Origin of the sequence: Microcystis sp. LE19-84.1B (assembly GCF_027531875.1) — a bacterium.
Taxonomy (GTDB): domain Bacteria; phylum Cyanobacteriota; class Cyanobacteriia; order Cyanobacteriales; family Microcystaceae; genus Microcystis; species Microcystis panniformis.
Window position 1 is genome coordinate 14,366 of record NZ_JAPZSR010000404.1, and the last position, 13,452, is coordinate 27,817.

Annotated in this window: 6 protein-coding genes and 1 pseudogene; 3 read left to right on the top strand and 4 right to left on the bottom strand. The window is 43.6% G+C overall.

Translation table 11 applies throughout. The features are described 5' to 3' along the window. Positions 1-63 precede the first annotated feature (63 nt). Both O9324_RS22555 and O9324_RS22560 read left to right on the top strand, forming a co-directional pair. A complete protein-coding gene (locus O9324_RS22555) occupies positions 64-1,896 on the top strand; it encodes a carotenoid oxygenase family protein (RefSeq protein ID WP_288141360.1) in 1,833 nt (610 codons plus the stop codon). Continuing rightward, the gene (locus O9324_RS22560) at positions 1,893-8,045 is read left to right on the top strand and encodes an AAA family ATPase (RefSeq protein WP_288141361.1); all 6,153 of its coding nucleotides are present in this window, start codon (positions 1,893-1,895) and stop codon (positions 8,043-8,045) included. Before O9324_RS22555 ends, O9324_RS22560 begins: the two co-directional genes overlap by 4 nt. On the opposite strand, the gene O9324_RS22565 is transcribed toward O9324_RS22560, so the two are convergent. Further along, the gene (locus tag O9324_RS22565; RefSeq protein ID WP_288141362.1) at positions 8,037-10,106 is read right to left on the bottom strand and encodes a thioredoxin domain-containing protein; all 2,070 of its coding nucleotides are present in this window, start codon (positions 10,104-10,106) and stop codon (positions 8,037-8,039) included. The two genes, O9324_RS22560 and O9324_RS22565, sit on opposite strands and share 9 nt — an antisense overlap. 77 nt (positions 10,107-10,183) lie before the next feature. Here O9324_RS22565 and O9324_RS22570 point away from each other — a divergent pair, with 77 nt between their 5' ends. Then, positions 10,184-10,792, top strand: coding sequence for a chromophore lyase CpcT/CpeT (locus O9324_RS22570; protein WP_288141363.1), 609 nt, complete (start codon positions 10,184-10,186; stop codon positions 10,790-10,792). Here the strand turns inward: O9324_RS22570 and hemB are convergent. The 3 genes and pseudogenes from hemB to O9324_RS27350 form a co-directional block, all read right to left on the bottom strand. Next, on the bottom strand, positions 10,789-11,769 hold the full coding sequence (gene hemB, locus O9324_RS22575) for a porphobilinogen synthase (protein ID WP_287729136.1): 981 nt from the start codon (positions 11,767-11,769) through the stop codon (positions 10,789-10,791). The two genes, O9324_RS22570 and hemB, sit on opposite strands and share 4 nt — an antisense overlap. Positions 11,770-12,011: 242 nt before the next feature. After that, entirely contained in the window at positions 12,012-12,668 is a 657-nt protein-coding gene (gene folE, locus O9324_RS22580) for a GTP cyclohydrolase I FolE (protein WP_002758386.1), read from the bottom strand. Positions 12,669-13,094: 426 nt separating this feature from the next. Then, positions 13,095-13,196 (bottom strand): annotated as a pseudogene (locus O9324_RS27350) (peptide deformylase); the annotation flags it as partial. Between the last annotated feature and the right edge of the window lie 256 nt (positions 13,197-13,452).

The window sequence follows — 13,452 nt, forward strand, 5'->3', positions numbered from 1 at the left end:
TCTCCTGACGACCGACGACCGGCTACTAACCCCACCAACACACTTTTTCAGCAAACCCTACTTATGAATATGTCAATCAAAGATACTGTCCAAAATACTGTCAACGTTAGTAATTTTAGTCGCTCGCAACTCGGTCGGCCGGATGAGAACAATTTATATCAGGCAGTCGCCACAATTACCGAGGGACATTGGCCGGAAAATCTGTCGGGATACGTTTTTATCGTCTGTCCTTTTCATAGAAAAAATGACCGTCATTTGTTCTCTGGCGAAGGTGTAATTATTAAATGGGACTTGCAAGGGAAAAATAATCAAGTTAACGTTTACAGTAAAAAACTAAAAACTTGGGATAGTTTCTGGCGAAAAATTTTACCGATATTTAATATTAGTCAAGCCACTTTTCCCGCCGTGGTCAGCATTTTAGGTTCTTCGGAAATAGCGAATACTGCTATGGTTAAACTAGAAAAAGTTTCCGAAGATAAACAAATAGAAGAAACCAGATTAATTCTCACTGCCGATGCGGGACGTTACTGGGAAGTGGACCCCGTTTCCCTTGATACTATCACTCCGATTGGTTATTTTGACCAACATCTTGTTTCCGTGCCTTTATCTTTTTTCCCAGTCCTAGAAAATACCGCTCACCCCTTCTACGACAAAAAGACCCAAGAATTTATCACCTGTGAATTAAAGCTAAAACTTGTATCGGGAGGTATGTTAAAAGATTTAGATAAATCGGTGTATATTGTGCTTTGGGATCAAAAAAAACAACTTAAACCCTGGAAACTACAGGGAACTATCCTCGATGGTAGTCCCCATTCGGTCATCGTCACCGAAGATTATATCATGATTCCCGATATGCCCTTTCAGATGGGAGTGGCCAAACTATTAGGTATCAGAATCAGGCCCGAAGAAACCTATCCGAAAACTCAAATTTATCTGGTTAAACGTCAAGACCTCAAGGAAGAAGAAACCACCGTTCCCTCGCGATTAATTACCTTCAATGGCGACAGTTATCACTTCCTTTGTAATTACCATAGTACCAACGGTCAAATTCAGATTGTGGCCATCCAAAATGCCACTATTAGTTTAACCGAAGCGATCGAAAAAGACGATATCCAACATTTTACCGGTCAGAGTTATCCCCCCGAATACCACGGCATCCCCTGGATGTTTTCCTTTGATGTCGGAGTGCTGCGCAAAGTGGTTATCGAAGATGCCAGGGTGATGAGCGAACAAGCTTTCATCCATCCGGGTTGGTTCTGTACCAGTCTCTACACCGCCGACCCCCGGGAATCGGAACAGGGATACAGTGCCGTTTATCAAATCTATCTCGGTTATGTGCGCGAATTAATTTGTCGTCGTCAGTATATGGATTGTCGCGACCAAAGCAATCGCATCCTCAGCGATGCCGAACTTCCCTGTCATGACTTGCCCTCGGTATTAGCCAAGGTTCCCTTTGATAAGGATTGGAATCAGTTAACTGAACAGATTAGCCAAGAAAAAAATGCCAGTGATACTCATGTATCACATTTAGGTCGGGGACTACTGGATTTTTATGTTTGTCCTGATGGCTATATTTTAGATAGCATTCAGTTTATTCCCCAAGAACAGGCCTATCTATTGACGACGGTTTTAACCCCGACCAAAGCATTAGAAGCCTGGTTATTTAACCCTGACAATCTCAAGGACGGACCGATTGCTAAACTGAGCTTACCTGAAGATGTTCACTTTGGTTTGACCTTGCATTCCGAGTATTTCGAGCAGGTGGTCTCTTCTCCCCGTCCTTCCGTCTCACAGGTAAATCGAGTTCTGTCAGCCTTGCGGAGTCTGGTCTTGGTTCCCGTAGAATTTTTCTTGGGGAGACCCGCAGCTATTTACAATCGCCAAGTAAAAAAATGATTGTTCTCAACGGATACGACATTCTTGCCCAAGTTTACGAAAGCGTTAACTCGGAAGTCTATCGGGCCATTCGCACCGTCGATAATCAACCGGTTATGCTCAAAATCCTCAAGCAAGAATATCCCACCACCCAACAACTAACCCACTACAAACAGGAGTATAAAACCATCTGCGGTCTGAACTTCGAGGGGGCGATTAAAGCCTATGGTTTAGAAACCTACCGCAGAACTCCCGTGATTATTTTGGAAGATTTCGGGGGTGTATCCTTAAAAAAATGGCTAGGGGGCAAAACCCTAGCCTTAAGGGACTTTTTAAGCCTTGCACTCCGAATAGTGGCTAATTTAGAGAAAATTCACAACGCCAAGGTTATTCACAAAGATATTAATCCTGCCAATATAGTTCTTAACCCCGAAACCGGACAGATTAAAATCATCGATTTTGGCATTGCCAGCGTCCTGCAGCGGGAAAATCCGGGGCTAAAAAATCCCAACGTCCTCGAGGGGACTTTAGCCTATATTTCTCCCGAACAAACCGGACGGATGAATCGCAGTCTCGATTACCGCACGGATTTTTATTCTTTGGGCGTTAGCTTCTATGAACTGCTCACCGGACAATTACCTTTTCCAGCTAACGATGCTTTGGAATTAGTTCACTGTCATCTGGCTAAACAACCTTTGGAGATTAATAGTCTCGTCAGGGAGAAAATTCCCCCAGTGGTGGAAGCAATCATCAGGAAACTGATGGCTAAAACCCCCGAGGAACGATACCAAAGTGCCTACGGTATTCGAGCAGATTTAGAGGAATGTTTGAGACAACTGGAAACAACGGGTAAAATTGAGGATTTTGTCATCGCTAGGCAAGACCTAGCCAATCAGTTCCAAATTCCCCAAAAACTCTACGGTAGGGAGGCAGAAATCGCCACTCTCCTCACTGCTTTTCAACGGGTAGCCACCGCAGCTAAAAACTACTCTCACACCGAACTGATGCTAGTTACGGGTTATTCTGGCATGGGTAAAACCACCCTAGTTAGGGAAATTTATCAGCCAATTACTGAAAAACGCGGCTTTTTTATCTCTGGTAAATTTGACCAGTTTCAGCGCGATATTCCCTATGCTGCCGTGATTAGCGCTTTGACTAATCTGGTTAAGCAACTTTTGGGGGAAAGTCAGCCACAACTGCAACTATGGCGACAAAAACTCCTAAAGTCTTTGGGGGCGAATGCACGGGTTATTATTGATGTGATTCCCCAACTAGAATTAATTATCGGTCCACAACCAGAGGTGTTACAATTAGGAGCGATCGCTACTCAAAATCGCTTTAATTTAGTCTTTAAAAATTTTATTCGGGTCTTTTGTTCCCCAGAACATCCCCTGGTCATCTTTCTCGATGATTTACAATGGGCAGACTTGGCTAGTCTCCAGTTGATAGAATTAATTATGCTCGATGGCGATATGGACTATTTGTTTTTAATTGGCTCCTATCGCAGTAATGAAATTAATTCCACCCACCCCCTAACCGCTACCCTCGATAAATTAGAGCAGGGGGGCATAATTATCAATCAAGTTATTTTAAGACCTCTGGGTCCTGCACAGGTCAATCAGTTAATTGCCGACACCTTAAATCATTCACCAGAATATGTGCAATCTTTGTCCGCTTTAGTCTGGCAAAAAACCCACGGTAATCCTTTTTTTGTCAATGAATTTCTCAAAACTATCTACTGGGAAAATTTGCTATTTTTCCAACCAGGGGAGCAAACAACCACTAAAACCGATAATAATAGGGGCTATTGGCAATGGCATCTCGGCCAAATTCAAAGGATTGGTAGTACCGATAATCTGATTCAATTTATGATGGGTAAAATGCAAAAATTACCTCTGGAAACCCAGGAAGTTTTAAGTTTAGCATCTTGTCTTGGCTCAGAATTTAATTTAAATACTCTAGCAGTAATCTCTGAAAAATCACCTCCAGAACTTTTACCAATTTTAACTTCTAGTAGCGAAGCTGGTTTAATTATTCCCCTCTCAGAATTAGATGAACAATTACTGATTCAAGAATATAAATTTGCTCATGATCGTATTCAACAAGGAGCTTACGCTCTCATCGAAGACAGCCAAAAATCTTTAATTCATCTAAAAATTGGTCGCCTACTTTGGCAGCATAGTTCTGTCAACGAATTATCGGAAAAGATTTTTAAAATAGTCGATCATCTCAATCTTGGTTATCAAATAATCAGTGAGGAAAAAGAACGAGAGTTAGTGGCTAACTTGAATTTACTAGCAGCCCAAAAAGCAAAAGCTGCTAATGCCCAAACTGGAGCTTTAAAATATATTAAAATTGCTCAAAAACTTCTCGAAAAATCAAGCTGGGAAAATAACTATCAACTGACTTTAAATATTTATTCTGAAGCCACAGAAATCGCCTATTTAAGTGGGGATTTTGAGCAGATGCAGTGCTGGGCTAATCTCGTATTAAAACAGGCAAAAACCACCCTAGATAAAATCAAAGTTTATGAAGTCATCATCGAAGCTTATCACGCCCAAAATCAAGAACTAAAAGCGGTACAAATTGGCTTATCTGTTCTAAAAAGCTTAGATTTCGAGATTCCTGAATCCTTACAATCATCAGATATCCAGGAAGAACTCACTAAAACTCGGCAAAAATTAGCGGGTAAAAATATCGAAGATTTAACTAATTTACCGCCGATAAATGAAGAAGAAAAATTAGCAATAATGAAGATAGCGGCTGCCATATTTTCTCCTGTTTTTATTGCCGCCCCGCATCTCTTACCTGTCCTAGTATCAAAACAGGTTAACTTATCAATTCAGTACGGCAATAGTTATCTAGCGGCTTTTACTTATGTTAATTATGGCTTAATTCTTTGTGGTCTTTTAGAAGATTGGGAAACGGGTTATCAATTTGGAAAATTGGCTTTAAACATTGCCGATAAATTTCATGCCAAAGCCCTAATGCCGAAAATAATTGCCGTCTTTTCCACCACTATTAGTATCTGGAAAGAACCGATTAAAAATTCCCTGTCCTTGTTAAAATCTTCCTATCAAACTGGTTTAGAAATGGGGGATCTCTACTACGGAACAACCTGCGCCTATCTTTACTGTTTTCATTCCGCCTTTATCGGACAGGAATTAACAGAATTAGACCGAGAAATAGCTAACTATGATCTGGCTTTTGTTAAGCTCAAACAAGAAAACACCCGCAACTATCTAAAAATCTACGGACAAACAGTTTTAAATCTGCTGGGGCGCTCGGAAAATCCCAGCCGTTTAGAAGGAAAATACTATCAAGAAACTGTTATGTTACCGTACCATCTAGAGGCTAATGATCTCTATGGTCTCTGTGCTTTATTTGTTAATAAATTATACCTTTGTTATCTATTCGGACAGTACGAACAAGCCATTGAAAATGCTAACCAAGCCCAAAATTATCTAGGGGGAGCTACCGCTACTTTATTGATTTCTCTGCATAATTTCTATGATTCCCTCGCCCATTTAGCTATTTATAATCATCTGGATAATGACCAAAAACAGCAAGTATTAGAACGGGTGAAGAATAATCAGAAAAAGCAACAGGAATGGGCTAATCAAGCACCCCAGAACTATCTCCATAAATTTTATTTAGTGGAAGCGGAAAAGGATCGAGTGCAGCAATCCTATCTAGAAGCCATAGAAAACTACGATTTAGCCATTGCTAAAGCCAAGGAAAATGAAGACATTAATGAAGAAGCACTAGCTAACGAACTAGCGGCGAAATTCTATCTCGATTGGGGTAAAGTAAAAATTGCCAAAACCTACATCAATGAAGCTGCTTATCTCTATTCTCTTTGGGGAGCAACCGCTAAAGTCAAAGATATAGAAAGCCGCTATTCTCAGTTAATGGTCAATAATTATGGTTCCAATTCCCTGACCGAAACCACGAGAACTACCACCAGAAAAAATTCAGCCAGTCATGCGGGAGAACTGTTAGATTTAGCCACGATTATGAAGGCATCCCAAGCCATTTCTAGCGAGATAGTTTTAGATAAATTACTCGCCACCCTGATGAAAATTCTCATCGAAAATGCTGGGGCGCAGCTGGGCTATCTTATCCTAGAAAGCGGCGGACAATTATCGATTGAAGCCTCCGGTTCAGTGCAGGAAGATAGGGTGACAGTCTTTAAATCTAATGCCATCGAAGAACATCTTCCCGTCTCAATTATTAACTATGTAGCCCGGAGCGGTCAAACCGTTCTTAATAACGATGCCGCCCATCAGGGCAATTTTAGCAACGATCCCTATATAAAAACCCATCAAACCAAATCGCTGCTCTGCACACCCCTCCTCGACCAAGGACAACTGCGGGGAATTGTCTATCTAGAAAATAATCTCACCGTCGGGGCTTTTACCCAAGAAAGATTGGAAGTGCTGCAACTGCTCTCCAGCCAAGCTGCCATCGCAATTACTAACGCCAAACTCTACGCCGAAATTAAAGCCAAACAGAGACAACTAGCGCAATTTTTAGAAGCCATGCCGGTGGGGGTATTCGTCCTCGATGCCGACAGTCAACCCTATTATGCCAATCAAACCGCCCAAGAGATTTTAGGAAAAGGGATAGTTAATATCACCACGGCTAATCAGTTGGGGAAAACCTATCAGTTATATCAAGCTGGAACCGATCGATTGTATCCCACCGAAGACCAGCCGATTGTGCGAGCTTTAAGGGGGGAAAAAAACACGATGGATGATCTAGAAATTCACCAAGGAGAGAAGATTATTCCCCTAGAAGTGTATGCCACGCCCGTTTTTGACGAAAAAGGGGAAATTATCTATGCGATCACCGCTTTTACCGATATTAGCGAACGAAAACAGGCGGAAGCGGAACGGATTCGCTTTACCGAAGAATTAGCCGAGTATAGCCGCACCCTAGAACAGAAAGTGCAGCAGCGCACCCTAGAACTCAGCCAAACCCTAGAAATTCTCAAGGCCACCCAAGCAGAATTACTGTTTGAAAATGAACTGCTCAGAAGTAGCGAAGAATCTAGCACCTTTGACTACCAAGTGGGGGGCAGTTTGCCCATGGATGCCCCCACCTACGTGGTCCGCGCCGCCGACCGTTATCTCTATAAAGCCCTCAAACGCGGCGATTTTTGCTATGTTCTCAATCCCCGTCAAATGGGTAAGTCTAGTTTAATGGTACGCATGATCGATCACCTCCAACACGAGGGCATCTGTTGCGCTCCCATTGATTTAACCCGTATCGGCAGCGAAAATGTCACTCCCGACCAATGGTACAAGGGGATAGCCTTCGAGTTAGGGCGACGTTTTGGCCTGCTCAAAAGGGTTAATCTGAAAGCTTGGTGGCAAGAACGGGAAGATGTCTCGGCAGTGCAGCGCTTGGGCGAATTTATTGAAGAAGTGTTATTGCTGGAAGTGGGGATAATGGAAGGTTCTCCCCCGAAACCGATCGCGATTTTTATCGATGAAATCGATAGCGTTTTGGGCTTAAATTTTGCGGTTAATGACTTTTTTGCCCTGATTCGTTCCTGCTATAACCAGCGCAGTTTTAACCCGCTCTATCGACGTTTGACCTTCGCTTTCTTCGGTGTTGTCACCCCCTCCGATTTAATTACCGACCACCAAATCACTCCTTTTAATATCGGTCATTCGATTCAATTGGAGGGTTTTAAGGAACACGAAGCCCAGCCTTTACTGCGCGGATTGGCCGAGAAAGTTAGTAACCCGCAAACTGTCTTAAAAGAAGTCTTTGCTTGGACAAACGGTCAACCTTTTCTGACCCAAAAACTCTGTCAGTTAATTCGCACCGCTGCCTCACCGATTCCCCCCAATGGTGAGGCCCTCTGGATTGAGGACTTAGTACAGAAGAAGATCATTGACAATTGGGAGGCTCAGGATGAACCGGAACATCTGCGGACTATTCGCGATCGGCTCCTCAACAGTCATCGCTCCCAGTTGCTCCTGAGACTCTATGAACGGATTTTAAGGGAAAAAGAGGTGATTGCCAAGGATAGCCCCCCAGAAAAAGAGTTACTTTTATCAGGGTTAGTGATCAAAGATCAAGGCCGGCTGCAAGTCCATAATCCCATCTATCAAGCAATCTTTAACCTCCATTGGCTGGGCTGGGCAAAATCAACCTAACTCCCCCGTCATCACCCCGGCAATTTGTCGGTCTAACTGTTCTAAATTTTCCGCCGGTTCAAGGCAGCATAACCCTTGACAAATTAACCCAAATGTGCTAGGGGGCAAACTGGCATCGACTCGATACACCGCAGTGGGCAAATAGCGACTTAACAGCCGCTCGATCGAGCTTTCCGGGGCGCGCAGACAGAAACCGTGACGATAGTGATCGAGAGCGACAAATAAACTGGGGCAAGCGGTGGGGGACTGTTCTAGGATGGTACTAAAAGATTGCAAGGCCTTTTCGGCCCGATCGAGATATTCTAGATTTTCCGTCAATCGCGACAGACGCAATAAATTAGCGATCGCAATTCCGTTAGCCGAAGGGGTGGCATTATCCGTATAACCTCGCTCCCGCACGATCAGATCGAGACTATGATCGGACGCAGTATTAAAATATCCCCCCTCATCCTCGGCCCAAAACCAGCGATCAAATTCCCCCTGTAGATCGATAGCCGCCTCTAACCAGCGAGTTTCTTGGGGTTTAGCGGTTTGCAGGTCGAGCAAAGCCTTAATAAAATAGGCAAAATCCTCCGATTGGGCTAAAACCGAGGCCTGACCCTGATAATTCAAGCGCTGAAAACGTCCATCTAACCACTGATGCTTGAGAATAAACTCGGCCGCTTGAGCGGCCATTTGCCAGTACAAAGGTTCGCCAAAGACGGCAAAGGCCCGGGCCAAACCGGAAATCATCAAACTATTCCAAGCGACGATCATTTTCGTATCCGTTACCGCCGGAATCCGTCCCGGCCAAGAGACGGTTTTCGCCTCCTGATTGTCTCTGGCTGGGGGAAAAAGAGCTAATTGGGCTTGAGAACTGCCATAACGCCGAATAAATAACTTATCGAGCATATTTTCTATCTCCTTCCCTAATTCTCCCCCTTGCCGACGTTGCAGCACATTACGACCCTCAAAATTACCCTCGGCAGTGACGGTAAAATTAGCCTGCAGCACCCCCAATTCCTCGGTCGAGAGATAATCCCTTAACTCCAGATCCGACCAGACATAAAAGGCCCCTTCCTCCGGTTCCCCATCCGTGGCCTTCTCAAAACTATCGGCATCTTGGGCCGCATAAAAATAACCTTCTGGGGCGGTCATTTCCCGTTTTAGCCAGTTAACCGTGCCTTTAATCCCTCTCTCAAAGGCCGCCTCTCGATCACCCGCACTCCACAAATTGGCTAAATATTCGACAATTTGCCCGTTATCGTAGAGCATTTTTTCAAAATGGGGAACTGTCCACGTCGAATCCACCGTATAACGATGGAATCCTCCCCCCACATGGTCATAGATTCCCCCTAGGGCCAGATCTTCCCCCCGTTGATAGGCCGCTTGTCGGAGGGAATCGTCCCAATCGTCACCAAAGCGATTGCCCTGCAAAGCCAGATGAGAATATGGAATCATCGGAAAACTAGGCCGACCGTAGTTATTGGGATTAACCCGAATCACCGCCGTATTTTTCTCGATTCCTGTGGCTAAAAGGGAAGGAGCGGCTAAATTGGTCTCTGCTCGGGGTAAAATAGCCGATTGACGCAGTGCGCCCAGCATTTCGGCCGTAAATTTGCTTAATTTCTCCTTTTCTTCGTCATAATAGCGACGTACCGATTGCAACACTTGCAGAAAACCGGGCCGGTTAAAGCGCGGTTGCACGGGAAAATAGGTGCCACCATAGAAGGGAATTAAACTATCGGGTGTTAGGAAGACATTCAGCGGCCAACCCCCTTGACCGACCATCATCTGCAATGCTTGCATATAGATACTATCGATGTCCGGTCTTTCCTCGCGATCAACTTTGATCGGCAAAAAATACTGATTGAGATAATCGGCAATGGCCCGATCGGAAAAAGCTTCTCCTTCCATAACCGTACACCAATGACAGCTAGAATAACCGATCGACAGAAAGATCGGTTTATCTTCTCTCCTGGCAATTTCTAGGGCGCTGTCACACCAATACCACCAATCGATCGGGTTTTCGGCGTGTTTTCGCAGGTAAAGACTTTCAGATTCAGCCAGATGATTAGCCATGGGAAAAGGGGAATTTTTGCTCTTGCCGCTTATCAGTTTAAGCTAATTAGAGACTAACCGGAATCAAGCTTCCCCTCATGCTGAAAACTTCGATCGCCCTAGGATTTTTTCTCACTCAATCTTTGCCCCTTAATCCGCAAGTGCAGGGGGTGGCTAATCATTTAATTGGGGTTATGGATACGACGCAACAAGCGCAGACTAACCCCCGCGTTGCTAAGGTGCAAATGACTACCTGTGCCGTGAATTTTTCCCCCAAACAGGATAGTATTTATCTTTATCAAGAACAGGCGATCATCGATCGCTTAAATCAACCCTATCGTCAAAGAATTTTAGTCATTCAACCTAGCCCCGATAATTCCACTGTGGAATCAAAAGCTTATAAGTTAAATAATGCCGCTAACTTTATTAATTTTTGTAACAAAGACTTGACAGAAAGAAGATTAAATGTATCAGATTTGGCTGAGTCGGTGTGTACTGTATTTTTAAAACCGATAGCGGGGGGGTATCGGGGAGAAACTCCCCCCCAGGGTTGTCCCACGAATGCCAGAGGTGCGGTGAAAATAACTAATACAATTATTCTACATTCCCAGGGCATGGATACCAGCGATCGAGGTTATGATAGCCTTGGTCGGCAGGTATGGGGAGCGCAGGATAATGTCTATCAATTTCGCTGGCAAAAACCCTAAAATCGGCTTTCTTGTTTCATTAATGCCACATCGGCAGCAAAATAGGTCAAAATCAAATCGGCCCCCGCTCGTTTCATACTGATTAAAGTTTCCAAAATCAGGCTTTTTTCGTCAATCCAGCCCTGTTTTGCCGCCGCTTTAATCATTGCGTATTCACCACTGACGTTGTAAGCGGCGACGGGAAGATGGCTACTATCGCGCAGACGACGGATAATATCGAGGTAGGCGAGAGCGGGCTTAACCATAATAATATCTGCCCCTTCTGTTATGTCTAAACTGGCTTCCCGTAAGGCTTCCCGACTATTAGCCCCATCCATTTGATAGGTTTTCTTATCACCAAATTTTGGTGCTGATTCTAAGGCATCTCGGAAGGGACCATAATAAGCAGAGGCATATTTAGCCGTATAAGCGAGAATTCCCACATCCAGATAGCCAGCCGCATCTAAAGCTCGACGGATCGCCCCGACCCTACCATCCATCATATCGGAAGGGGCGACGAAATTAGCCCCGGCTGCCGCTTGCGAGAGCGACATTTTCACTAAAACTTCCAGGGTTTCATCGTTGAGAATTTTACCGTCCTCCACAATACCATCATGACCATAAATCGAAAAAGGATCGAGGGCAACATCGGTAATAATAATTATTTCAGGGACTTCTTTTTTAATCGCTTTCACCGTTCTTGGCACTAAACCATCGGGATTATAACTTTCTCTACCGAAATTATCTTTTTTATCTTCGGCAATCAGGGGGAAAAGAGCGATGGCATTAATGCCTAAATTATAAGCATTAACCACTTCTTTGAGCAATAAATCAAGGGAATAACGATAACAATCGGGCATAGAAGGAATAGCCACCTTTTGATTTTCTCCCTCCATGATAAAGAGGGGATAAATCAAGTCATTAACGGTTAATTCAGTTTCACGAACAAGACGGCGAATCGCTGGAGTATAACGAAGACGACGGGGACGAATCAGCATGATAAGTAGTTGAACAAAAGTAAAGTTAACCGTGGGGTAAGGATTCAGGAGTCAGGAGTCGGTCGTCAGTAAGAATTGCGGCAATTTACATTTCTTAAGATAGACAACAGAATTTATGTCCGACTACTTAACAGCGCGTCAAAAATAAAAAGTAAACAGTAAATAGCTGGTTTTGCTCTAGTTTTTTGCTTAGGAAAAAACCGGGGATAGGACGATCAAATAATCCTGATCCCCCTGACTAATTAGTGAAAATCGGGACTATGACGAATCAAACTCATAAACTCTTGACGAGTCTTAGCAGAATCGGCAAAAATACCGCGCACGGCACTCGTAGAAGTCCAAGAACCGGGTTTTTCAACCCCGCGCATTACCATACACATATGAGTCGCTTCAATCACCACAGCTACCCCTTGAGGTTGTAGTAATCCTTGCAAAGCATCGGCAATTTGTGCGGTTAAACGTTCCTGCACTTGCAGTCGTCTGGCGTACATTTCACAGATGCGGGCAATTTTCGATAAACCGATCACTTTCCCGTTAGGAATATAGGCAACATGAGCGCGGCCGATTATCGGTAAAATATGGTGTTCACAGGAGCTAAACATATCGATGTCTCGGATTAAAACCATCTCGTTAGCATTCTCGTGAAAAACTGCCCCATTCAGCAATTCATCCAGGGATTGCTGATAACCAGAAGTGAGAAATTTTAGGGCTTTTACTACTCGTTTAGGAGTGTCTCGTAAACCTTCGCGATCGGGATCTTCTCCTAATCCTAACAGCAGTGTTCTTACCGCTTGCATCATCTCGGCTTCCGATACCGGCGATTTAGGTTCGGTAATCACTTCGGGAAAGTGATTGTAGTCATCATTGTCGAAAATTGCTTTGGACTTAGCTAAGGTCATAGATATTTTTACAGACTCCAATAGTTAATTGATCGGCAAAGTTTTCTGATTTTACCAATTGTCAATAAATACCCTTTGCTAGAGTATTTATTTTTCTGGGCATCTAGACGATAACTAATGAAAGCTATCGGTTTATTTCCTCGTCTTTGGGGTTATCTCTGGTGCGGAAACCTGGAAAAATTGATTTTCCTAGTCACCGAAAAAGTCTTGAGTATCTCCCTAGTTAATTGAGGGCAGAGTTCTACTGCATAATTAATTTATTTTGTCAAGTAGTTCATTTGTTTGTTAGGGTAGTTTTCCTAGAATGATAATCGTTATCATTTTAACAAAAAATTTAGATTTACCAACAAAAATTTTGTCGCCAGATAAAGATAGTCCCGTTAAGCTATTTAACTTATTTTGAAGATGTAGAGATATTTTGCGATTTTATCGCTTATATTCAGCAATATTACTGATTTTTTGGTATTCTTCCTCCGAGTATAAATCCGCCGGAGAAGCAAGGCGATCGAGAAAGAGGATTCCTTCCAGTTGACATCCTCGCCGCCCTAAAAGTGCGGCGATTCCTAAACCTCACGATTTAAGTTTCTGCTTCCACCACCGTCGCATACCACAGTTAAAAAACCATGTACCTGGACTTCCCCCGTATAAACATACTAGCTATGGCTAAAAGTCTTACAGAGCCTGAGTTCAAGCAATGAAATACTAATGAACTACTGGACACAAAATCCTGAAGTTCTTACGCCGATAGGGTTTGAGGCAAAAATTTTCAAATTTGACCTTTAGA

Coding starts and splice junctions, on each gene's coding strand:
- O9324_RS22555 (WP_288141360.1), top strand. CDS start 64: ATGAATATGTCAATCAAAGATACTGTCCAAAATACTGTCAACGTTAGT.
- O9324_RS22560 (WP_288141361.1), top strand. CDS start 1,893: ATGATTGTTCTCAACGGATACGACATTCTTGCCCAAGTTTACGAAAGC.
- O9324_RS22565 (WP_288141362.1), bottom strand. CDS start 10,106: ATGGCTAATCATCTGGCTGAATCTGAAAGTCTTTACCTGCGAAAACAC.
- O9324_RS22570 (WP_288141363.1), top strand. CDS start 10,184: ATGCTGAAAACTTCGATCGCCCTAGGATTTTTTCTCACTCAATCTTTG.
- hemB (WP_287729136.1), bottom strand. CDS start 11,769: ATGCTGATTCGTCCCCGTCGTCTTCGTTATACTCCAGCGATTCGCCGT.
- folE (WP_002758386.1), bottom strand. CDS start 12,668: ATGACCTTAGCTAAGTCCAAAGCAATTTTCGACAATGATGACTACAAT.